Consider the following 23,290-nt stretch of genomic DNA (forward strand, 5'->3'; position numbering starts at 1 on the left):
AAAGAATTATACTTTTCAACAAATGGATTTAGATATTTTTATAAATAATGGAAGGTAAAAAAACTTAAATAAAACAATAACAACTGACGGATGAAATGTTATGCAGTATTATTATGGCTACAGGCATTATCAGATCTATGTTTTAAGTTCCAAATTCTTTTCAGTATTATTTTTATCTTGTTTATTTTCTTTAATATCACGTTTGTTTTTTAAGCTTTTTTTTGTAATTGTATTGATATTATTGTTTTGCTCATTTAATGTAAAGGCACTTTCGGCTGTTACTATTAAAATCATTGAAGGTAGTGAACCGTATTTAACCTTTGATAAAGGTAAAACCAAAGTTACAGATGCTAATATTTTGTCTGTTATTACCTTTTCTGACGGTACTACCATGAGTTCAACAACCAATACTTCATCTTCTGAAAATCCTATAGCCTTACCCAAGGAAGGTGAAACCATTAAAGACATTACTATGATGATTCCCATCATCAATAGGCCTATAAACTTAAAAACTATAATTGGACCTCCTTATAGTTATTGGGGCGATGATGATGGTGATGGGCAAGGTACCGACGGTATTTCTGCTACAGGAAACATAAGTGTTAATGTTACTGATAAAAATGGTAGTATTGTCAATGCTGATACGGCGTTAGATATTTGTAAAGCACCTTACCTTATTGATTTTGATACAAGTGGTGTTTGGAGCTTATCTACCAAATATGGAATTCCTAGCATAGCCATGTTATACATGCGTCCTGTCAAATATTATATTAAGCCTAATTCTGCTCCGGCAGTTTGTATGTTAGTACCTAGTTTATTTGCGTCACCGGCTAATACCGAGGTATGGCGGTGGTCAAAAGGATTTTATGCTCAATCTCGAGATCCGGCAACTTATGAACGCAATTTCCCAACTACAGGGGGAAATAATTTGTTTTTCGATTTAGAAATTTCTGGTATTGATGAAAGTGAGTTAACTTGGCCTCCAGTGACACATGAAGGAATCACGGCCACTGTGACCCGATCTGAGCATAATGAACTTTGGCTAAATCCTACGCCCAAAGTTGTGACGCGAGTAACCTTAACGGGCCCGGCTGCAACGACTACACAACAAAGCTCTAATTCACCAGGAGCAATATACCGACCACAATTGCCACAGACATTCGAACTCGTTGGATATGATCGTAATAACAAACCGGTGATAAAATATGGTTTTATATTAAAACAGTGGTTTATTGCACGTGGTAAAAAACTATCGAATATGGCAAATAATCAAGCTTGGTGTAATAGCACTGGTTATCGCGTGCCTCTCGTTAAAGATTTGACCAATGCCATTCCAGACCCAAATAGTCCTGCAGAGAATCAAGGATTTGTAGGTGCCAAACCTGAATCACACGGAAACTATTTTGAACGTCAAATTGGTGCTGGGTTTATGTCCGAATGGGGGGTTCTTGATTTTTACAATGATGCAGTATTTTCAGGCGCGATGTTAATTACCAGTGAATTTAGTGATGCATCTGGAGTGTGGCCGTGGATAGTCAATATGGCAGGTGGAGGCGTTTACCCAAAAAGAAGCCAAGATCCTATCTTTACTGTTATTTGCGCTTACCCATAGTGAGGTGAACTAACCGTTAGCGATAATACTATATTTAAATCAATAAGCTATCAAAACATCATGTCTTTTATTAAAGACAGACAAATCAAATTATGGGCTTTTGCCGTTATGAACGACAAAAGCTTTTTTTATATGAGAATGACGACATCAAATAATTGTGAAAAATGTGTTTTTTTCAAAAAGCGTTATTGGAATAGAGATAGGTTAACTTATGTTAAAAAAGCATATTTTATGCGATGTTATCGTCAACTTACCAGCAAGTAAAATAGCAACTTTATGTTCTCAAGTTTTGAGTTTTTTTTTAAATCATGTTAGTTGTGTATAGGTAGCTTAGACAAGCTTTTTAACTGAATTTATCTGTTTAAATTTTTCATTTAAATTCCATAATGGTGTAGATAAATTGATTTAGTTGATCGTTAATCGATTGCAATAAAATTGAAGTTAAGCGCGATTATATTTAATAACACAGAAATTTTTATTTTGTGTGATAGCGGTTATACACAGTTTTAAGGCATGTATTAATTTATTGAGCACCTAAAAATTTCATTAAAATTTTAATGCATCTAACACTAATTTAAATACTTGAGAATGTCCTTTGCGACTAGGATAATAAATATAAAATGGTTCATAAGTGATAGCAAAATCCTCCAATAATTCTATTAAATTGCCTTTGGCTAGATCGTCTTCTACCGTTGGTCTTCCTATCCATGTGATGCCTAATCCATCTAAAACCACTTGTTTACGTAAATTACTATTGCTTGATAATTGAGAAGAAGGTTGGTATTTAATAATATTGCCATTGTCATTGAATTCCCAAGCTAATTCTGTCGCATGTTGAGCAGAAATTTTCTTACCGATTAATTGGTGCTCATCAAGATCTTTAATTTGCTTAGGTAGAGGCCTGCTTTTCAGATAATCAGGACTGGCAACGACAGCCATCGTTAATGGCGCAGAGATTTTCACTGCAATCATATCATTAGCAATATCATTACCCAAACGGCATCCCATATCAAAACCTTGTTTAACTATATCTATCCAATTATTGTCTGCTTCAATTTCGATCTTGATTTGAGGATAACGGGGTAAAAATTGACGCAGTTTAGGATAAATAATACTCTCAACAGCTAAATGTGGTGCATTAATTCTAATGGTTCCAGACGGCGTGCTTAGAAAATCTGATAATGCACTAACTTGCTGATTTAACGATTGAAATAGTGGGGCTATTTGCTTATATAACTGCTCGCCAGCTTCGGTTAATGACATACTTCGTGTGGTTCGATTAAACAAACGTAGATTTAGCTTGGTCTCTAAGTTGCTCATACTATGGCTTAAAGCTGAAGACGAAATACCTAATGCCTTTCCTGCTTTTACAAAACTAGAAGCTTGTGCGACGACAACAAAATAGTGCAGTTCGTTAAAATTATACATAAGCACAACTGTGATTAATGAATTTATTTCATCATACTATAAATGAATACCATATTTATCTCAATAAAACCTGTGCCTAAAATAAATCATCGACATTAACTTATTTGCGTTAATTTATATTCGAAAGTTATTTATCGTGGCGTGAATATTAATGTTATTAAACATCAATGTATTTAAAACTAATGTGGAGCAAGAGGGGCTTTTATGGATTATATAAAACTTGGCAATTCGGATATTAGCGTATCACGTTTTTGTTTAGGCTGTATGAGTTTTGGCGATCCTGCCAGTAAAATGCATGCATGGACACTTAATCCAACAGAGAGTGAGTCAATTATTAAGCATGCCTTAGATTTGGGGATTAACTTTATTGATACTGCAAATATTTATTCAGCGGGTACCAGTGAGGAGTACGTTGGGCGAGCAATTAAAAATAACATAGCTCGAGATAAAGTCATCCTCGCAACAAAAGTCTATTTTAATCCAGGTAACTTATCTAAAAATGCGATAGAAACAGAAATTAATGGATCATTAAAACGGCTTGGCACCGATTATGTTGATTTATATATCATACATCGCTTTGACTATAACACCCCTATAGAAGAAACAATGGAGGCATTACATAATTTAGTAAAAGCAGGTAAAGTTAGAGCATTAGGGGCTTCAGCTATGTATGGTTATCAGTTTTTCAATATGCAACTTGCCGCTGAGCAAAATGGCTGGACTAAATTTGTTTCAATGCAAAACCATTATAATTTACTTTATCGTGAAGATGAGCGGGAATTAATTCCAATTTGTAAACAATTTAATGTTTCATTAACGCCATATAGTCCTTTAGCGGCAGGCCGACTTGCTCGCTTACAATGGCATACTGATACCTTACGTAGCCAAACCGACAAAACTGCAGTTGATAAATATGATAGTACAGAAAAAACAGATATGGGCATTGTCGAGCGAGTATCTGAAATCGCTGAAAAATATCATGCCTCAATGACTCAAATAGCGTTGGCATGGCAATTTGCTAAGGGCATTACCGCTCCAATTATTGGTGCGACTCAAACAAAATATTTAGACGATGCGGTTGGCGCATTACAAGTATCATTAAGCCAAGACGACATTAATTATTTACAAGCGCTTTATATTCCTCATCGTATTGTTGGTGCACTTTAAAAGCAAACTAAGCAAAACAAGTTGTTATAGTTTAAAAATATCACTTATTATAGACTGATATATTTTCAAAACTTGTTTTGCTAACAATGTTAAACGATCAAAATCACAATTTAAGACAGACTCTACTCGCTATTGAATCTCATCGCAAATGGCAGTGTTATGCCGAATATTGTAAGTTACGTGAACAGGGATTGCGAAAGCAAGCTTTTTCTGCACTTGATATTTTTTTAGCCGATAGCCTGAAATGGTGTTTTGATGAGCAAAAGGAGTTTGTAGCCTTTGTATTCAATCTTTGTGAGGATGATCTTGAGCTTCAACTTATTTATCTCTCCTATCCGCTGATGAGCAAATTGATAAAACCGACGCTTGATAAGTGGTGTAAGCAAGAAAAAGTGAATAGCCAGCCTTTTCGTTGGTATGGAAAATTCTTTTGTGACAGTTCTTATATCTATCAAGCGCTTCAAATGGATCCACGTGATGACAAAGCAAGAAAATGGATTATCACTAACTTGCTAGAAAAAATTGACTTTTCAACGCATCATTTACCTGACTATTATATTGGTGATCCTTTATTGGCAATTGGGTGGGGAAAGGAAGTACAGCAACATATCAATTTATTAATTGACAAAAAAGCCCAACCTTTTTGGCAAAAAGAGTTAGAACAATCACTTATACTTGTTAATAATTATATTCAGTGGCAGGCAAGCCATCATCCTGATTTTGAACAATGGGGTAAAGAAAATAAATTACAAGTCGATTCAAACGATGAAACTTATTATTATCAACAATAGTTAAGCAATGCTCAGAAAGCAACGAGGATTAGTTGATTTTAGTTTATCATCATTAACCAAACTTAATATAACTAGTTTGAATATAGTTATAATTTTTTTGTATTATCGCTATTTAAAATAGCTGCCTATAATGTGATAAGTAAAATAATAAATATTGATTGCAATTAGTTAATTTAACTAGTTAAAAAAAGAGGAGTGATAATGAAAAAACTTTTTAATATATTAGCAATAATAGTGACGGGGTTTATTTTATTTGGTTGTGAACAAAAGTCTGAAACGAATGCTAATAATTTAGAAAAAAAAGAGATTGTCGTCGGTTTACCGCCAAGTATGCATAATATTTTAATGGAAAGGGTGGTCAAGCCTGAATTAGAAAAAAAAGGTTATACGGTCAAGTTAGTCAATTTTAGTTCATTACGAGATTCCAATACAGCTTTAGTTGAAGGTAGTATCGATATGAATGCTGCTCAGCATCAAGCTTATTTAGATGTTTATAATAAAGAAACGAATAACGACTTAGTCTCTTTAGTGCACATACCTTCTATTTCAGCAGCGCTATTTTCACAAACTCATCGATCTTTAGACGATATTGCTCAAGGACAAACTATCGCTATACCAAATGATCCTTCGAATACCGCTAGAGCATTGTTATTACTGCAATCTTTGGGTTGGATAAAATTAAAACCTCAAGCGCAATCGGGCACTGTCAGTGTTAATGATATTGCTGAAAATAAATATAACTTAAAATTTAAAACATTATTATCCGAAATTATTCCTCGAACGCTTAGCGAAGTTGATTATGCGATTATGCCCGGCGGTGTTGCTTGGTTAAGTAAAGTGCCTGCTGATAATGTGTTATTACAAGAAAAACTGTCACCTAATTTAGAGTTAATGGTGGTTGTTAAAAAAGAAAATTTAAATACTCAGTGGGCTAAAGATGTGAAACAACTTTATCAATCTGATGAACTTAAAACGTTTATTAATGAAGATCCTGATGCTAAAGGTCGATTTATTTGGCCACAACAATAGTAGACAATTGTCATTAGGTGACCCAATATCCTAATTAATTGATTAGGATATTTTTGTCGTTATTGTAAACTATGATTGGTTATCTTATGTAGATAAATAATCAATATAAAATGTTTTCTCATGAATATTAATTAAAAGATTTTAAATCTATTAATTTAATTGGAATTATTGACTTTATTTTGATAAAGTTACTGTTCATTCAATAGACATGAAATTTGCAAATAATGGAAAAAATTAAATATATTTTAGTATTTTTTTGTAGCATTGCTTTAGCGGGATGTTTTGAAAAAACTACCTTAGATCGTTTGATCGATAATCCAACAGCCAGCGACATTAAATTAATAATTGATGGTAAAGAATTAACTATTCCTGCTAAGTCAGAAGTTAATTATAGTTTCGAGTATGGTAAACATACGATGACTTATAATAATGATTCAATCAATTTTATTATAAAGCCCGCTAAATTCGGCGGAACTACAATTATTAATCCTACCCAAAGTAACTATATTTTACATACTAATGTTTACGTTACCTCGGCTATGAAAGAGAGCGAATCTGATAAAGTTATTGAAAAACAAATTAATAATATTCCCATCATTATTAATGGGGAAGTTACCGAAATACCGCTTACCGCAAAACTAATTAATGATGTATTTATTGATCAACAGGATTATGATTGGGATTATGGACTTGATCAGGATTTACCTGAAGAAATAACGCGAGAAATGTCAAAAAATTATGCTTACTCAGAGACACTTACAAAACTTTATCGTGAAAGTGAATATATCAAACTTTTAAAACAAGATGATATTGAAGAAGAAATCAGTTTTCCCTATCAACCTAAAAAATTTAGTGAAATTAGTTCTACTCATTTTTTCCCAACAGTTGATCTTGATGCAATAAAATGTGAGCCAGGTCGAGAATATATTAAAAGTCTCTACGATCAATGGCAGCATCTTTTTACCCTTAAAGGGGGGGATTTTGTAAGTAAATATAATAAGTTAATGGACGATAGTGATTTTGATAAGCAAAAACAATTAGAAAATATTTGTAACAACCAGATTGATCCTAATCGTACCTATAATATAGCTATTACGAATTATAATTATAATATCCTCAGAGATTCTAGAGATTTTAACTTTTTTCTTATTAAACAATAATATTATCTAATTGCTTAGTTTAAGATAAGCTTTATCTAAGCTATTTAATACATAAGCATAAAATTATTTTTAATAGTTTTATGCTTTAATTTTTGGGCTTTCTTCTATTTTCTTAACACATGGTTTTTATAAATTCTAATGTTATGACATAAAGTATAATTTTTTTACTTTATCACCATAACAACCATTTCAGTTAGGCTATAAATTAAAACATACACTGTGCAGGCAACAAGACACGTCAAATGCTGATTTACATACAGATAATGTCGCAAAGATATTTTCAATGCTAGGTATAAATATTTAACCTAAAACCTCACACATCCTCTAAAATAGTTGGTAATTTGCTGGTTGATTTTGCCGGCAATGTTACAAAAACAGCAAAAGAATTTTATAAAAGAACTCATCCATTTGTCTATTTGGGCAATCTTCCTTGTCAACTTCGAGATGAAAAAGAGCAATTACTTTAAAATGGTTCATATTCTTCTAGACATACCTCATATAGTTGGACGCTTGCGTCTGTTTTGGTGCAATTACCTTCGGATCAGGCGACAGTTATAATCAAACATGGTTATGAATTTGGATAAAGTGGGGGGATTTATGGGGCTCATTGGCAAAGTGATGTGACAGGAGAGCGGATAGCAGGTGCTGTTGAATATTTTTTTACAAACGCTTTCTAAATTTCAAGCGGATTTAAAATAAGCAACAGCAGTAGTCAATTATCAATATAGTTTATTAGGATAGCTTTAGATAATTTTGTTCATATTGTCAGCCAAACTTCAGCTAGCGATGTTAGGTAACTATATGTATAACATGGGTTAATTATTGTTTTATTGATAAAAATAGATATCGTTTTTTGCATAGGATATGATAAAGTATATGCTCGATTTAAATATTAATAGAAAAGAATGTGATGAAAAAAATACAATATACGTTATTACTTACTTGTAGTTTGGGATTGGTTGGTTGTTTTGACTCTAATCCTCTTGAATCAGGCTCAGTAGACCGTTGGATAGACAATCCAACTGCTAATGAAATAAAAGTGTCTATAGATGGTAAAGAGTTAATCATACCGGCTAAATCTGGTATAAATTATACATTTGACTATGGAAAACACAGTTTATCTTATAATAATCAGACACTTAACTTCATGGCTAAACCTGCAATAGTATCTAATTCAGGATTTATTAATCCAACACAGAGTAATTATATTTTGTTAACGACTTACTATACGAACAACCAACAAGTCTACGAAAAAATGATTGCTTCAAAACTTAAGAATGTTCCTATCATTATTAACGGTGAACAGACTGAGATTGAATTACCAATAAATGTGGTTAATGACGTATTTATTGAAAGAAATAAAACGCCTTGGGATTATTCTATTGATGAAGCATTACCTGACTCGGTTACTGTAAAAGGTGAAAACCAATATCAATCTCAACGACGTAAACTCTACCGCGAAGATGAGTTTTTGAAAACGTTAGATATCCCAGAAAATGAGAAGGTCAGTTTTCCTTATCAGCCTAAGAATTTTGCAGATTTACCAAAAGTTGTGATGCCAACCATTTCGTTAGATGCGATTACATGTAAAAAAGGGCGCGAGTTTGTTGACACACAAGTAAAAGATTGGAATAAGTTTTTCAATTCAACAGGGAAAGAGTTAGCCAACGTTTATAATCAATTAACTTCAAGTGAAACATTCCAAACTAAACATGCAATCCTAAGTGAATGTTCAACTAATGGTGAAGATAAAAATAGAACTTACGCAACAGAAATTGATAAGATAGATGAAACAGTCAAACCACAAGAACAAGTTAATCTATTTATCACACAATAATAATGTCTTTAGTCTAGTGTAAAAATTAGATAATACGTTACTTAATTCTGATTAATAAGACATAGAATCGATTCTATCAATTTTATGTCTTACATCTCCTCAATCAAACTCTTATCACTTCGTTAGTTAAATATAATAATTGATTTGCCATATGACAAAGTCAAGTAACATTATACTCGTTGAAATTATTGAGCTATATCACATAAATTACATAAAAATCTTGGCGGGCTCAAGATTCAGGATAATATCTATCCATGTATAAAAAAACAAGGAATCGGTTATGAATAAACCTAAATTAAAATTAGCTGCAATTATTGGCAGTATTATTTTAAGTACATCGACTGCTTTTGCCTCGCTTGAGGATGTGAAGAATTTAAAAATTATTAGCTACAATGTCTATAATGGGATGAAATTAGACGAAAGCGAAAGTAAACAAAAATTTATTGATTGGGCAAAAGCACAAGATGCTGACATTATTGCTTGGCAAGAGATGAATTTTTTTACGCGTGAAAAGCTTGAAAAATTTGCAGCAAGTTATGGGCATAAATATGCTGTACTTTTGAAAGAAAAACCAGATGATGCCGCTTTTTTCCCCGTTGCAATCACCTCAAAATATCCTATAGTTAATGTCAATAAAGTCGTTGATAATATGTGGCATGGGGCTTTATATGCCGATATTGGCAATTATCATTTTGTTATTACTCACATGAATCCATTTTGGACGGCAAAAAGAATCGATGAAATAAACTTAATTATTGATTCAATTAAGTATAGTCGTGATCCCAATGGCAAATGGATTATTGCTGGTGATTTGAACTCTTTTTCACCTGCTGATAAACAAACCTACGATAAAAGTAATCTGTTAAATGATATTAAAGAAAAGCAGAAACAAAGACCAATATTAGAAAATCTTGTTAATGGACAATTAAGTTATACCGTGCAACAAAACTTATTGGATGCAGGTTTTATTGATGCCTTGAAAATTAAAAATAAACAATTTATCGCAACAGCGCCAACGAAAGTATTTTATGATCAAGCTTCAACGCCACTACGTTATGATTATATCTATATTTCTCCTCCCCTCAAAAAGGATGTTATTGACGTTAAAGTGCTAAAAGATGATTTTACAGATAAATATTCTGATCATTACCCAGTGCAAATGATAATTAAAAATAAATAGTTTTAACCAAGAACGGTAAAGCCATGCATAAGCCGCATGGCTTATCGTGTTATTTTTATATGAACGTTTTTTTATTGATTAACACTAAAATTGTGATTGCGATCGCAATGTATCAATTTAAATTTAATTAATATCAGCTATAACGTCAAATAATCAATATGAATGAATATAACTAAAAAAAGCAGTAGGATAAAGATATGAAAAAAATTTTTTTTGTACTCAGTTTGCTGGGATTGTTTTCGCTGTCTTCAAGTGCACTTGCTACAGATGATTTAGTGGTTTCTCAATATCAAAGTTCACCGAATAAAGTGTATGCCGATAATGCTCAACCGCAGATTACTGTTGCTAATTTTAATATTGCAGGAGGACTTAGACATCACAAGGTCGATTTAGATTTGGTTGCTAAAGCAATTAAAGCGATGGATGCTGATATTGTCACACTTGAAGAGGTTGATCAAAATACTACCCGTAGTGGAGGTGTAGATCAAGCTAAAATCATCGCTGAAAAAACAGGAATGCACTATCTATTTGGTAAAGCTACCGATATGAAAGGTGGCAATTATGGTAATGCGATACTTTCGAAATATCCTATTGAAACAAGCAAAACCTTTTTGTTACCGTCTGGCTCTTTTGAACAAAGAGCATTGATGTTAAGTAAAATTAATGTTCCTGGCTTTGATTCGCCTATTTATGTATTTAATACCCATTTTGATTGGCATGAAGAAGATGAAGTAAGAATGGCACAAGCAAGGTTTATTAATAGCATTGTGTTTGATGATTTAGATTTAGATACTGAATTTCCTAATTTGGCTTCTGGTATTATGTTGTTACTCGGTGATTTTAATTCAGTCAAAAATGATAAAGTGATAAAAGAGCTTGAAAAATACTGGACGTTGGTTAAAAAAGATTATGTAGATACTCGCACTTGGCCAGCAGGAAATCCGGGATTAGATTTAGATCATATCTTTACCAGTCGCAATCAAATATGGAAAGTTGAACAATTAACGATTCCTAATGATGGTAACGAATGGAATGGTATTAAATGGCCATTAGTCAGTGACCATATTCCCGTTATTGCTAAATTAAAATTAATTGAACAATAACCTGTGGGCAATATGCCCACTTTTACTTCGATGATCTACCTAATTTAGCAATCAAATAAATATAGACTAGCTCACTGAATAATTCGACTAGTGTTTGGGTGACAATTACTGCCGGTAAAATTGGCATGATGTCTGCAATAGCCATTGCTATTGGCAATATTACTAACGCATTGCGTGTACCAGCACTAAAGGCGATAGCTCGACTTTCTGCGATGGAGACACGAAATAAACGACCAACAAACCACCCAATTAAAGGCGCAAAAATAGCAAATAGTAGATAAAATGGAATAACTGATGTGATTTGTGACAAATTCCCTTTAAGCTGAGGTAAAACCGCTATAATTACAATAAATAAGGCTAAAGCGGTGGTGGGGACCGGTAGTATATTCAATAGATTGACTGTTTTTGTCATAATTTGACTTCGACTAGCACATATCTGGATTATTACAGCAATGGTAAGTGGAAGTAAAATTAGCCATACAAAAGCATGAATAAATGGTGTAGGTTCAATGAGTCCTTTAACCTGTTCACCAATAAATATATTTAGATAAAAAGGTAACAAAAACAGCTGAAGCAATAACAGTAATGGTGTCGCCATTAACAGTGATCGGGCATCAGCATGACCAATATGTGCAAAAGTGACAACGTAATCAATGCAGGGGGCTAACAATACAAATAAGATACCAAGCTTAATCAAAGGCTCATTGGGTATAAAAATAGACAATATCCCTACAAATAGTGGTATAACAACAAAATTGGCAATGACTAAAGCAACAATAAATCGCTTATAAAGCAAAAATTTTGTTATATCGGCAATTGGAACTTGTAGAAAAGTCACAAATAGCATGACCCCTAAAGCAGGAGTAATGGCTGTCGCAAAAACTGAGGTTCCATTTATACAAAAAACAACAATCATTGCGATAAAAACCGCTAAAAAATAAATAGCTATTTGTTGTTGCTCTAATTTTTGTTTGAGGTTTTGCATATTAACCAAATACTTTTATCAATTCAAAATTACCCTTTAGCATACTGTTGATCTTTAATTAAATAAATGGGATTTTATTAGCAAATAAAATATTTATTATTTTTCGAAAAACCGATCTTAATTAGAAAATAATGATCATCCTACTTGAACAAGTTACGTTTGATAAAATCAGTTTATTGATCTGCTTAACAAAACTTAATTATTAGAAATGTGAGCTTTATCACATCGTATAATAAAAGAAATGCAAAGTTAATTGGTACAAAATACTTTCGTTAAAATTATCAATTTTGTTTTTAACCATAAGTTAAATCGAATTAAATTAGATAAAATCACTATTTATTAACGCCAATCTGTTATTTCGTTTTGAACCAAACAAAAGTCATTTATACCAAATTTTAATAACCAATAAACTGCAATAAAGATCACAATTTATGGTTATTTTACTGCCTATACTGATATTAATACTTCGGTTAATTTTTTTCCGAATTTTATATTCATCAGGAGGTAGTAATGAAAAAATATGTCAAAAATTGGATCACAGTCGGATTACTCACTGCATTTTGCCTGCCTATTGGTTCGGTATGGGCTAAAGAGTATCAATTAACGGGGAAAAATACACAAATCACGCTATCTGATAGTGATAATAATAAAAATGTCACATCTTTTAATATTACTAACCCTATAACCCATGATTCAATCAATGTTAATACACTATTTGAGATCACTTTGAATTCCGGACAAAAATTGACCGATAAAGATTTCCAATTAGATAATTTGCAACAAAAAGACAATCAAATTTATATAAATTTCAGTGGTCATGATATTGCGATTCAGACCCTATTGATTCTCAACGACGATAAACATTTTGCCAGTTATGAGTTGCAAATCACCCCTAAAAAACAAGCACTTTCAATGTCAGCCGTTTCTTTAATGCCATTCCATTCACAAGCACCATTTGTTTATGGTTCTGTTGTGAGTTCACCTATTATCAGTGATACCTTTTTTATCATTCCCGAAAATCCATTAACCAATACGGTTGCCTATGAAGGCGGTGTTTTGCAAAAAATTCCGCAAGCGATCCCGTTACAAGTTAATCATACCTTAAGTTATAAAACCTATATTGGTACTTATGAAAATGGGCAATTAAGACGTAATGTAAATGAATTTATTAATCACGTTCGAGAACGACCATATAGCCCATATTTGCATTATAACTCTTGGCTAGATATCGGTTTTTTTAATCCTTATACCGAAAAAGAAGCTTTACAACGCATTGATCAATATGGTGAGCAATTGGTTGAAAAACGTAAAGTCAAACTTGATGGTTATCTGTTTGATGATGGATGGGATAATTTACAAGGGAACTGGGGATTTAGTAATAATTTTCCTAATGAATTTAATAAATTAAAAACTGCATCTGAAAAATATGGTGCGGCACTTGGTATTTGGTTGTCACCTTGGGGAGGATACAATAAACCACGTGATACTCGTGTTGCCAATGCGTTAAAACTGGGTTATGAGACAATGGATGGTAAACTGGCTTTATCTGGTCCTAAATATTATGCTAATTTCCATAAACGGATTTTAGAATTAATAAAAAATCAAAATATTACGATGTTTAAACTTGATGGAACAGGCAATGCGGATAAAGTGATTGCTGGTAGCCAATTTACTAGTGATTTTGATGCGGCAATCCATCTAATTGAAGATATGCGTAAAGCGAGTGATCATTTATATATTAATTTAACAACCGGAACACAGGCTACGCCATCATGGTTATTTTATGCCGACTCCATCTGGCGAGGAGGCGATGATGTCAATTATTATGGGCCGGGCAGTAAAGTTCAACAGTGGTTAACGTATCGTGATGCAGAAACTTATCGATCAGTTGTACTTAAAGGTCCATTGTTCCCATTAAATTCTTTAATGCTGCATGGCATTGTGTATGCTAAACAAGCAAAAAATTTGCAACAAGAAACCGAAAATGACTTTGCCGATCAAGTTTGGAGTTATTTTGCAACAGGAACGCAATTACAAGAAATGTATATCACCCCTGAACTTATGACAACAAACAATTGGGATACGCTAGCGTCTGCAGCAAATTGGGCAAGAGACAATCAAAAAGTATTATTTGATACTCACTGGATCGGTAAAGATCCTACAAAATTAGGGGTATATGGTTGGGCTGGATGGACGCAAGATAAATCCATTATTACTTTACGTAATCCGTCAGATAAACAACAAGTGTATTATCTTGATTTACAGAATGATTTAGAGTTACCAGCAAAGGCAAACTCGAATTTTACCATTCACATTGATTACAATAGTCAATCACATGCACCAAAACCAGCTGTTATTGATAAAACTGCGATGATCACCCTTGAACCATTCGAAACCGTTGTGATGTCTTTAACGCCTCAATAGCAATAATATGCCTTGTATACGACTTACAAGGCATTGAAAAGTGTTTTAAAACAAACGTGTTAATTGATGATGTTTTAACTCTGATTTAGAGCCTATAGTTAAAAAATATTACGATTAGGCTATTTACAATAGTAAAAAAGCTCATTATGATACGCGCCATTATTAACTGCAAAGGAGAACTGATTATGATTTATTTAGATGACCTTTGCAGGCTTATCGCACAATAATTGGGTAATTAACTTTTCCATTCTTGCTTCAATTCATTCTGCTGATCTTAGCCTGCCAATTAAATTCATACCTATAATTTAAAACTAATCTTAGTTTATTGATGTAAATTAAAGAGTTTCACAACCTGAAAATGATTTGATAGTTAATTTATCGCTTTTATTGGCGACAAAACAATAATGTTTGGTCATGGTGGTTTTTTTATTCGTGTGGTTGTTATTCATCTGTTATATCGCATTTAAATTATAGGCACTAAACAATAAAAATATTTTTAATGGATTGATATATGGACAATTCTATACAGATACTATCTGAAAAAGTGTCATTAATTGCTTCAAATAAAACATGGATTGATGGTTTAGCTATTGAGCAACTAGAGGGAACTGCTGAATTACCCAATATGGTTAAAGTGGTGGGAATGCCAGACCTTCATCCCGGAAAAGGTTACCCGATTGGTGCGGCTTATTTAAGTCGTGAAATAATTTATCCTGCATTAATTGGCAGTGACATTGGTTGTGGTATGGGGTTTTGGCAAACCGATATTAGTATTGCTAAGTTAAGCATAGATAAATTAACACGCCAAATAGGCAATATTGATCAACCCGACACCCGACATAAATATAATCTTGGTACGATTGGCGGTGGGAATCATTTTGCCGAGTTACAAAAGGTTAGTAAAATTTTTAACGAGCAACTTTTTGAGCACTACCAACTTGATGCTAAAAAATTATTTTTGCTAGTGCATAGTGGTTCACGGGGATTAGGGCATGCAATTTTGCAAAACCAGATATCACGATTTGGTTATCAAGGTTTAGCTGATGAAAGTCCAGAAGCACATGAATATTTAGTAAAACATGATAACGCTGTCGCATTTGCTATGTTAAATCGTCAAGTGATAGCTGAACGGTTACTCAATAACCTCAACAGTCACGGGCGTGAACTACTCAATGTTTGTCATAATTTTTTGCAAAAAGTGACATTAGACCATAACGATTATTGGTTGCATCGTAAAGGTGCATCTTCAGCGTTGGATGAGCTTGTTATTGTACCAGGCTCTCGTGGGGATTATAGCTATTTAGTTAAACCGATACAGAATGAAGCGCTACTCTTGTCACTAGCTCATGGTGCAGGGCGAAAATGGCGCCGAGCAGACTGTAAAAGCAAGCTCGATACTCGTTACACAATTGCTGAATTAAAACGAACAAAATTAGGTAGCCGTGTCATTTGTGAGGATAGTCGTTTAATTTTTGAAGAGGCACCACAAGCGTACAAATCAATAGATAGTGTGATTGAATCGATGCAACAAGCCAATATTGTAACGGTCATTGCTCAACTTACACCAATATTGAATTATAAAACACAAGGAGGTCACTAATGGCATTACTGCTTTTTTCGTCTGCCAGAGGGCCTGATGAATGCTCATTGATGGTCGCAAAAGCCATAAAACAATTTTTTATCGAAGCGAGTAAATTATCGTTATCTATTGAAATGTTAGAAAGTATATTGGGCGACAGGCCCAATACATTTCGTTCAGTATTGATTTCTGTTGAAGGTTGTCTAAGTGAACAATTAATCTCACGTTGGCTTGGCACCGTACAGTGGGTGTGTCAAAGCCCTTACCGACCACATCATAAACGTAAAAATTGGTTTATTGGTATTACTTGTTTACCTAATCCTGTCCCAATACAAGATAGCGCTATTGCGTTTTCGACAATGAAATCTTCCGGAGCAGGCGGGCAGCATGTTAATAAAACGCAGTCAGCTGTACGGGCAACACATATTGCGACCGGTATTACCGTCAAAGTTCAATCAGAACGTAGCCAACATGCCAATAAACGTTTGGCAAAACTGCTATTGGCTCATAAATTGGCTGAACATAAAGAAGAACAATATCAACAACAAAAAGAGATTCGTCAGCGATTTCATGATGTTATTCCTCGAGGCAATAGTCGCTTAGTGTTTTATGGTGAAGCGTTTTGTGACAAATAAAAATGATTTTATCTAATTAATCATTGAGTTTTTGTTATTTTTTAAGCATTCTAAAAAAATTATTAATTTTATTATTATCAATAAAACAAAGGCGCTAAATCAGTCTCTTTTGACTAAAAAGCGAGCTTTAGTGCCTAGTCTTTCTGCTTTTTTAATGGTAAATCAAATTTTTTGTAACCTTTGTATTGAATAAAACTATTACAAAATAAATTCATGTTTTTCTTTGTATTCTTTCATAAAACACATATACTTTGCAGTCCACCTAATTGATAATGATTATCATTACTAATTGTGTGGTTAATGTTATTTTATCTATTTAATTAATTATTCAGTATTTTTTATGAAAGGAATTTAATATGATTTACAAAAAGGTAGGTTTGCTACTATTTCTAACCAGTTTTACTGTTCAAGCTGATCAGTCAATCAATGAGAATAATGAAACAAGTAAAAATGAAGAACAAGAAAAGCAATATAAAAAAACTAAAGCTGACAATCAAAGTAGTAGCGAAGATATAAATGATGTTATTACTGTGATTGCCAGTGCAAATAAACAAAATGAACTGAAAAAAATAAATAGTGTTATTGCTGGTCGTTCAACGCTTTCTTCGGGTTTAATAGAACAGAAACAAGCTGACAATGTTGCGGAATTATTAAATACATTGCCAGGCGTAAGCTCGGCCGGTTCAGTAAGGCCTGGTGGGCAAACGTTAAATATCTGGGGATTTGGTAAAGTTGAGGATGTTAAAATTATTGTTGATGGCTCACAAAAAGGGTTCCAAAAATATCAACAAGGTTCAGTTTTTATTGAGCCTGAACTACTTAAACAGATAGAAGTTAATAAAGGTCCCCATGATGTGAAGTTTGGTAATGGGGGATTTGGTGGGGTTATTAGAATGGAAACCAAAGATGCAATTGATTTGCTTGATCCCAATAAATTAGCTGGTGCATTAGTTAAATATAGTTTTCATTCTAATAACCATCAAAATATGGTTACCTCTGCTGTGTATGGCAGAACCGAAAATGATATGTTTGATGGACTCGTTTACTATACTAACCGTGATAGCGGTAATTTTAAACGTCCAGATGGGTCAAGATTTGAGTTTTCGAAAGATGACATGGACTCTTATATGGCAAAACTTAACTTTAGGCCCAATGAAGAAAACACATTCACTGTGTCAGGCATTCGTTCTAAAGTTGATTCATGGCAACCATGGGCGGCAAAGTATGTTGAAAAAATGACGCCTCCGACAGCTGCACAAATTGAAAAATATGGTTATCGAGCAGCTTGGTTAAGAAAATTAGTTAAACGTGATCAAACCGATGAGTCGGCGCAATTTAAATGGAATTACCAACCAACGTATAATCCTTTGATTAATTTTACTTTACACACAACCTATTCCAAAACAAAGCAAAATGATAATCGACCAGAAAAATACAATCCAGTAGCTGCACTAGGAACAATGGGAAATAGAAGTTGGACAAGTTATACCGATAAAACCGTAGAACTTGAAAACATTAGTATTTTTACTACTGGTGCTATTGATAATGCATTAAAAATTGGTGCTCAAGTGCATTTACATGATCGTGATACGTTGATGTATTATAAGAATTACGCCACTAAGCCTAATTATCATAATGGTTATTTCCAACCAGCATATATGCCTTCCGGTAAACAACAAAATTATAGTTTTTATATCCAAGATGAACTTTCTATCGATAACTTTGTCTTAACACCAAGTCTCCGCTACGATTATGTACGTAATTATGGACAAAAAAATTATGCATCAGCTTATAATGATCCAGATCCTCGCTTTGGACATGATTATTCTCCGGTTAGTTATTCTGGTTGGACACCAAGATTTGGGGCTTATTGGCAAACAACTGAAAATGTTGGGTTCTTTGGCGATATTAGTTATGCTTGGCAAGCACCAACAATTGATGAAACTTATGAGGTTCAATTTACACCTAAAAATGGTGGATCAGGTAAGATTACAGCTACCAGCCGAAATCTTAATAAGGAGCGTAACTTATCAATTAGAGTAGGGAATATTCTCGACTTTAACAACTTATTATTAGAAAACGATAAATTACAAGTTCGTAGTACCTTGTTTAGACAGCGTGTCAAGGATGAAATTTTTATTACTCGAGGATTTAATAACTCAATTTGTGGTCCGGGTAGGGCGTGCCCGTTAGGACAACCTAATTATCGTAATTTACCGGGTAAATTAGTGGTAAACGGGTTTGAATTAGAAACTTTCTATGACAGTAAATATTGGTTTGCAAGTGCCACCTACTCAATTCAAAAAGGAGAAAGAGATACGGCGCCTCAAGCACCATGGATGCATCATAAAACCTATGTCGCAACAATTGCACCACGCACGGCAACATTAACAACGGGTTTTAAAATACCAGAGTGGAATCTTCGAGCAGGTTGGAATGCGCAATTTGTTAGAAAGCAAGATCGCACAGGGCATGAAGATAGAAATCATGATGGTTTTGCTGATCTTGGTGCTTATTCTTTATCACCTTCGTCGGGTTATTCACTACATAACTTATTTGCCACTTGGCAACCAACCTTTTTACCAAAAGCAGAAGTAAGATTTTCTGTTGATAACCTATTTAACAAGGATTATCGGCTTTATTTAGGTGAAAACACCTATGGACTTGCACGTAATTTTAAAGCGAGTGTTTCATACCGATTTTAAACTTTGTTAACATCCAAATACTGCCAGTTTTTACTGGCAGTTTAACCCGATCGTCGTTGAATTTGTTTACCACTTACCAGCAGTTGAGCCACCATCAACAACCATAACTGTGCCAGTCACAAAATTGGAATCGGTCAAGTACATCACTGCGTTAATAATGTCTTGTACATGTCCAATCCGATTGACAGGCGCCATGGATTTTAAAACCGTTTGAACTTGAGGGTCAGTTGGGTGCATTGGGGTTTCGATAATGCCTGGCGCAATGCCGTTAACCATAACCTGACTTGATGCTAATTCTAGCGCTAAGCCTTTTATAGCACTATTAATGCCACCTTTGATCATAATTGGTAATAAAGCCGGAACAGTTAAATTGGGTTGCATAGCAATGGCAGCAGTGATATTAATGATATGCCCAGATTGATTTGCCATCATATGTTTAGCGGCAGTTTGTGCAGGGTAGAAAAAACCTTTAAGGTTTGTATCGATAATGGTGTTTAAATCATCTTGCGTATAATCAATAGCGGGTTTAGAAATAAATATGCCTGCATTATTGACTAAAATATCGACTTTACCAAACCTTGCAATAGCGTTTGAAAAAAGTATCTCTGCTGTTTGCGGTTTAGCAATATCCCCAGCAACAAGTAATAGATTATCGGGCTCACCTAAGCTTATAGCCGCCTGTTCTAAACGGGTTTTATCTCGACCATTCGCAACGACATTGAAACCTCGCTCAAGGTAGGCTTTAGCAATCGCAAAACCAATTCCACTTGAAGCACCTGTTACAATAACGGTTTTGTTTCCTGTATTCATTTAATTTAATGCCTGTTTTGTCTCAAAAATGCGGGTAATTATATAAGAGATGGATTGAAATGGGAATTCGATTGCAGAATGTAAAGTGAGTAACGGTATTTCCCTGTAGGCAACCAATAAAATCCATTTGCTGCTTATTTGATTAAATTACTGTATAAGATATTGTTTCGATCGATTAATCCAAATTACCAAAAATAAAGTGCGCCCGAAACTGAACAAAATATAGGAAAACTACAAACCATTATTTCCTCAAATTGGCATAAAAATAGATTGAGCAATCAACCAAAGTAAAAAGGGTACGAATCATGGAATCTCGAATAGTAGAGGTATAACTAATTCCCGAAAAAATGCCATAATAGATCAATCCACCCGCGAAGACTATCGGAAAGATAACTAACCAATAATGATATTGTAGATAAAGATTAATGATGTCGTTTTGATTGGTGAGTAACTTGATTATAGTGGTATCAAAAGCAAATTAAATGGCAATTAATAACACCGGACAAATTACACAAGCTTGCAGCGAGCAACGCAAGATTTGATTATATAACACCATATTTTTGGTACCTTTAGCTTTACCATTAAACACACTTGACTCATTAGCAAATCCATCAAATAAGTATGCCATTAAATAATGAATTTGAAACAATACCGCATTGGCTGCTAACACGTTAGTACTAAAACTTGAACCAATTGAAATAAAATGATTGGTAACCACCAACAGGCAAATAGTTCGAATCATTAAATTGGTATTAACCAAAATTACCCCTTTTAATGATTGCCATGATAAAATTGATTTCAAATCAGTCTTTTGTTGTGATTGGGGTAAATAGCGACCAATAAACCAGACCCCTAATAACATACAAATCACTTGCGCACCTAACGTAGCAAAAGCCACGCCTTGAATATCGAAATGAAAACACCATACCAAAATGACCGCTATAAGAATATTGTATTGAATAGAAGAGGATTCGTTCTAACTGGTTTTGATTTATCTATCTAATTTCAATTGAGAAAAAACAGAATTGTTCACTATATAAGCTGTGATAACTAAAGGGTGTTAGGTTTTGCTTAATGCCTTGTTAAATAATCAAACATTTAATATTGAATTGCTTTATAATGCAGGTGAATAATTCATTTTTTACGTTTATTTAGGAATCCTTTCATGTCATTTGACTCTCTTGGCTTAGATGCCAAGATTTTAAAAGCTATCGAAGAACAGAACTATACCGATCCGACGCCCATCCAACAACAAGCTATTCCGGTAATATTGTCAGGTAAAGATTTAATGGCCAGTGCTCAAACTGGTACGGGTAAGACGGCAGGTTTTGGCTTACCGATTTTGCAAAAATTAGTCGAACAGCAAGCAAAATCAAATAATCGCTCTGAACCTAAAAGGGGCAAACGTCCTTTATTTGCATTGATTTTAGCACCAACTCGTGAACTTGCTGCGCAAATTGGGGAAAATATTCGTGACTATAGTCGCTATTTAGCTGTTCGGTCATTAGTGGTGTTTGGTGGGGTAAGTATCAATCCACAAATGATGAAACTTCGAGGTGGGGTGGATATCTTAATTGCAACACCTGGTCGGTTATTAGATTTAGTTCAGCAAAATGCAGTTGACCTTGCAACCGTTAAAATATTAGTCCTTGACGAAGCTGACCGTATGCTTGATATGGGCTTTATTCATGATATCCGTCGAGTGATCGCAAAGTTACCTAAAAAGCGCCAAAACTTACTTTTTTCAGCGACATTTTCGGATGAAATTAAATCATTAGCTAATACAATTTTAAATTCACCCGAATCGATCGCTGTAGCCAAAACAAATAGTGCATCTGAGCAAATTACTCAATATATTCATCGAGTTGATAAACGCCGTAAACGTGAACTCCTTTCTTATTTGATTGGAAAAAACCAATGGCAACAGGTATTAATTTTTACGCGAACAAAATATGGCGCTAATCATCTTGCCGAACAGCTAACTAAAGATGGCATTAAAGCTTCAGCAATTCATGGTAACAAAAGTCAAGGAGCAAGAACCAAAGCCTTAGCGGACTTTAAGTCGGGACAAATACGAGCACTCGTTGCTACCGATATCGCGGCCAGAGGTTTAGATATTGAATTATTGCCTTATGTAGTCAATTATGAATTACCACAAGTGGCAGAAGATTATGTGCATCGTATTGGTAGAACGGGACGTGCCCAAAATCAGGGGCAGGCGATATCATTAGTTTGTATTGATGAGCTTGCTCAATTAAAATCAATTGAGAAATTGATTAAAAAAACAATTCCAGAAATTTTTACTCAAGGATTCGAAGTCGATCCTCGAATTAAAGCCGAACCCGTAAAAAAAGTGACAGCAAAACAGGCTCCGGCAAAAAGAAGACGCGTTAATCAAACGCGAACTTCAAAAAATAATCAGAATAGTATGACGCAATCTAGCCATCATACATATTCTAAAACTCACTAAATTTTCTAAAGTAGAAGGATATTATTATGGCTAAAGTTAATCGCAGTCGTCGTTTAAGAAAAAAATTACATATTGAAGAGTTTAAAGAGTTAGGTTTTACCGTTAGTTGGTCTTTTGATGAAGGGACGAGTGAAGAAACCATCGATAATGTTGTCGATCAATTTATCATTGAAGCGATACAAGCAAATGGTTTAGCCTACGAAGGGAGTGGATATTTAAGTTGGCAAGGTATCATTTGTACGCAAAAATTGGGTAATTGTACCGAAGAAAATCGTGACGTTGTCACTAAATGGCTTGAAAACCATGGTTTAAAAAATGTCAAAACTAGTGAATTGATTGATATTTGGTGGGATGAACTAGAATTTTAATTACTTC

General features: G+C 34.0%; 19 protein-coding genes. 14 read left to right on the plus strand and 5 right to left on the minus strand.

Translation table 11 applies throughout. The features are described 5' to 3' along the window. Positions 1-135 precede the first annotated feature (135 nt). Positions 136-393, minus strand: coding sequence for a hypothetical protein (locus A9G09_RS03655; protein WP_065633563.1), 258 nt, complete (start codon positions 391-393; stop codon positions 136-138). Here A9G09_RS03655 and A9G09_RS03660 point away from each other — a divergent pair. Next, positions 392-1,612 carry a hypothetical protein gene (locus A9G09_RS03660; protein ID WP_065633564.1) on the plus strand — a complete coding sequence of 407 codons (1,221 nt, stop codon included), beginning with the start codon at positions 392-394 and terminating at the stop codon, positions 1,610-1,612. The two genes, A9G09_RS03655 and A9G09_RS03660, sit on opposite strands and share 2 nt — an antisense overlap. Positions 1,613-2,158: 546 nt before the next feature. Here the strand turns inward: A9G09_RS03660 and A9G09_RS03665 are convergent. Continuing rightward, positions 2,159-3,040: a LysR family transcriptional regulator gene (locus tag A9G09_RS03665; protein ID WP_065633565.1), complete on the minus strand. Its 882-nt coding sequence runs from the start codon at positions 3,038-3,040 to the stop codon at positions 2,159-2,161. Positions 3,041-3,244: 204 nt separating this feature from the next. On the opposite strand from A9G09_RS03665, the gene A9G09_RS03670 reads away from it, so the two are divergent. The 7 genes from A9G09_RS03670 to A9G09_RS03700 all read left to right on the plus strand — a co-directional run bounded on the left by A9G09_RS03670 (position 3,245) and on the right by A9G09_RS03700 (position 11,307). Continuing rightward, positions 3,245-4,207 carry an aldo/keto reductase gene (locus A9G09_RS03670; protein WP_065633566.1) on the plus strand — a complete coding sequence of 321 codons (963 nt, stop codon included), beginning with the start codon at positions 3,245-3,247 and terminating at the stop codon, positions 4,205-4,207. An 86-nt stretch (positions 4,208-4,293) separates the two neighbouring features. Then, positions 4,294-4,998, plus strand: a complete 705-nt coding sequence (locus A9G09_RS03675; RefSeq protein WP_065633567.1) for a hypothetical protein — start codon at positions 4,294-4,296, stop codon at positions 4,996-4,998. 201 nt (positions 4,999-5,199) lie between these two features. Further along, complete coding sequence (locus A9G09_RS03680; RefSeq protein WP_081297467.1) at positions 5,200-6,027, plus strand: MetQ/NlpA family ABC transporter substrate-binding protein; 828 nt, start codon at positions 5,200-5,202, stop codon at positions 6,025-6,027. A 224-nt stretch (positions 6,028-6,251) separates the two neighbouring features. Then, positions 6,252-7,187, plus strand: coding sequence for a hypothetical protein (locus tag A9G09_RS03685; RefSeq protein ID WP_065633568.1), 936 nt, complete (start codon positions 6,252-6,254; stop codon positions 7,185-7,187). Positions 7,188-8,097: 910 nt separating this feature from the next. Beyond that, positions 8,098-9,024: a hypothetical protein gene (locus A9G09_RS03690; protein WP_065633569.1), complete on the plus strand. Its 927-nt coding sequence runs from the start codon at positions 8,098-8,100 to the stop codon at positions 9,022-9,024. Positions 9,025-9,304: 280 nt separating this feature from the next. Then, positions 9,305-10,204 carry an endonuclease/exonuclease/phosphatase family protein gene (locus tag A9G09_RS03695; protein WP_081297468.1) on the plus strand — a complete coding sequence of 300 codons (900 nt, stop codon included), beginning with the start codon at positions 9,305-9,307 and terminating at the stop codon, positions 10,202-10,204. A 197-nt stretch (positions 10,205-10,401) separates the two neighbouring features. Beyond that, positions 10,402-11,307, plus strand: a complete 906-nt coding sequence (locus A9G09_RS03700; RefSeq protein ID WP_065633570.1) for an endonuclease/exonuclease/phosphatase family protein — start codon at positions 10,402-10,404, stop codon at positions 11,305-11,307. A 22-nt stretch (positions 11,308-11,329) separates the two neighbouring features. Here A9G09_RS03700 and A9G09_RS03705 read toward each other — a convergent pair whose 3' ends face one another. Continuing rightward, complete coding sequence (locus A9G09_RS03705) at positions 11,330-12,292, minus strand: arsenic resistance protein (protein ID WP_065633571.1); 963 nt, start codon at positions 12,290-12,292, stop codon at positions 11,330-11,332. A 510-nt stretch (positions 12,293-12,802) separates the two neighbouring features. Here A9G09_RS03705 and A9G09_RS03710 point away from each other — a divergent pair. From A9G09_RS03710 to A9G09_RS03725, 4 genes are all read left to right on the plus strand, one after another. Beyond that, complete coding sequence (locus A9G09_RS03710) at positions 12,803-14,716, plus strand: enterotoxin (RefSeq protein WP_065633572.1); 1,914 nt, start codon at positions 12,803-12,805, stop codon at positions 14,714-14,716. A 511-nt stretch (positions 14,717-15,227) separates the two neighbouring features. Next, positions 15,228-16,316: an RNA ligase RtcB family protein gene (locus A9G09_RS03715; protein WP_065633573.1), complete on the plus strand. Its 1,089-nt coding sequence runs from the start codon at positions 15,228-15,230 to the stop codon at positions 16,314-16,316. After that, a complete protein-coding gene (prfH, locus tag A9G09_RS03720; protein ID WP_065633574.1) occupies positions 16,316-16,930 on the plus strand; it encodes a peptide chain release factor H in 615 nt (204 codons plus the stop codon). The genes A9G09_RS03715 and prfH overlap by 1 nt, the downstream gene beginning before the upstream one ends. A 356-nt stretch (positions 16,931-17,286) precedes the next feature. After that, complete coding sequence (locus tag A9G09_RS03725) at positions 17,287-19,635, plus strand: TonB-dependent hemoglobin/transferrin/lactoferrin family receptor (RefSeq protein ID WP_065633575.1); 2,349 nt, start codon at positions 17,287-17,289, stop codon at positions 19,633-19,635. 66 nt (positions 19,636-19,701) lie between these two features. On the opposite strand, the gene A9G09_RS03730 is transcribed toward A9G09_RS03725, so the two are convergent. Both A9G09_RS03730 and A9G09_RS03735 read right to left on the minus strand, forming a co-directional pair. Continuing rightward, positions 19,702-20,445 (minus strand): SDR family NAD(P)-dependent oxidoreductase, encoded by a 744-nt coding sequence (locus A9G09_RS03730; RefSeq protein ID WP_065633576.1) that lies wholly within the window; start codon positions 20,443-20,445, stop codon positions 19,702-19,704. Between the two features lie 478 nt (positions 20,446-20,923). After that, entirely contained in the window at positions 20,924-21,376 is a 453-nt protein-coding gene (locus A9G09_RS03735) for a hypothetical protein (RefSeq protein ID WP_141671517.1), read from the minus strand. 234 nt (positions 21,377-21,610) lie between these two features. Between A9G09_RS03735 and rhlE the strand changes: the two genes are divergently transcribed. Then, complete coding sequence (gene rhlE / locus A9G09_RS03740) at positions 21,611-22,915, plus strand: ATP-dependent RNA helicase RhlE (protein WP_081297469.1); 1,305 nt, start codon at positions 21,611-21,613, stop codon at positions 22,913-22,915. 26 nt (positions 22,916-22,941) lie between these two features. Continuing rightward, a complete protein-coding gene (locus tag A9G09_RS03745; RefSeq protein ID WP_065633578.1) occupies positions 22,942-23,283 on the plus strand; it encodes a YggL family protein in 342 nt (113 codons plus the stop codon). Positions 23,284-23,290 lie beyond the last annotated feature (7 nt).

Source organism: Gilliamella sp. wkB292 (assembly GCF_001690235.1).
Taxonomy (GTDB): Bacteria; Pseudomonadota; Gammaproteobacteria; order Enterobacterales; family Orbaceae; genus Gilliamella; species Gilliamella apicola_F.

What these genes read in the sequence shown, in the direction of transcription:
- A9G09_RS03705 (WP_065633571.1), bottom strand. Translation starts at nt 12,292, where the DNA reads ATGCAAAACCTCAAACAAAAATTAGAGCAACAACAAATAGCTATTTAT.
- A9G09_RS03715 (WP_065633573.1), top strand. Translation starts at nt 15,228, where the DNA reads ATGGACAATTCTATACAGATACTATCTGAAAAAGTGTCATTAATTGCT.
- A9G09_RS03710 (WP_065633572.1), top strand. Translation starts at nt 12,803, where the DNA reads ATGAAAAAATATGTCAAAAATTGGATCACAGTCGGATTACTCACTGCA.
- A9G09_RS03665 (WP_065633565.1), bottom strand. Translation starts at nt 3,040, where the DNA reads ATGTATAATTTTAACGAACTGCACTATTTTGTTGTCGTCGCACAAGCT.
- A9G09_RS03670 (WP_065633566.1), top strand. Translation starts at nt 3,245, where the DNA reads ATGGATTATATAAAACTTGGCAATTCGGATATTAGCGTATCACGTTTT.
- A9G09_RS03655 (WP_065633563.1), bottom strand. Translation starts at nt 393, where the DNA reads ATGGTAGTACCGTCAGAAAAGGTAATAACAGACAAAATATTAGCATCT.
- A9G09_RS03680 (WP_081297467.1), top strand. Translation starts at nt 5,200, where the DNA reads ATGAAAAAACTTTTTAATATATTAGCAATAATAGTGACGGGGTTTATT.
- prfH (WP_065633574.1), top strand. Translation starts at nt 16,316, where the DNA reads ATGGCATTACTGCTTTTTTCGTCTGCCAGAGGGCCTGATGAATGCTCA.
- A9G09_RS03730 (WP_065633576.1), bottom strand. Translation starts at nt 20,445, where the DNA reads ATGAATACAGGAAACAAAACCGTTATTGTAACAGGTGCTTCAAGTGGA.
- A9G09_RS03700 (WP_065633570.1), top strand. Translation starts at nt 10,402, where the DNA reads ATGAAAAAAATTTTTTTTGTACTCAGTTTGCTGGGATTGTTTTCGCTG.
- A9G09_RS03675 (WP_065633567.1), top strand. Translation starts at nt 4,294, where the DNA reads ATGTTAAACGATCAAAATCACAATTTAAGACAGACTCTACTCGCTATT.
- A9G09_RS03690 (WP_065633569.1), top strand. Translation starts at nt 8,098, where the DNA reads ATGAAAAAAATACAATATACGTTATTACTTACTTGTAGTTTGGGATTG.
- rhlE (WP_081297469.1), top strand. Translation starts at nt 21,611, where the DNA reads ATGTCATTTGACTCTCTTGGCTTAGATGCCAAGATTTTAAAAGCTATC.
- A9G09_RS03685 (WP_065633568.1), top strand. Translation starts at nt 6,252, where the DNA reads ATGGAAAAAATTAAATATATTTTAGTATTTTTTTGTAGCATTGCTTTA.
- A9G09_RS03745 (WP_065633578.1), top strand. Translation starts at nt 22,942, where the DNA reads ATGGCTAAAGTTAATCGCAGTCGTCGTTTAAGAAAAAAATTACATATT.
- A9G09_RS03660 (WP_065633564.1), top strand. Translation starts at nt 392, where the DNA reads ATGAGTTCAACAACCAATACTTCATCTTCTGAAAATCCTATAGCCTTA.
- A9G09_RS03725 (WP_065633575.1), top strand. Translation starts at nt 17,287, where the DNA reads ATGATTTACAAAAAGGTAGGTTTGCTACTATTTCTAACCAGTTTTACT.
- A9G09_RS03695 (WP_081297468.1), top strand. Translation starts at nt 9,305, where the DNA reads ATGAATAAACCTAAATTAAAATTAGCTGCAATTATTGGCAGTATTATT.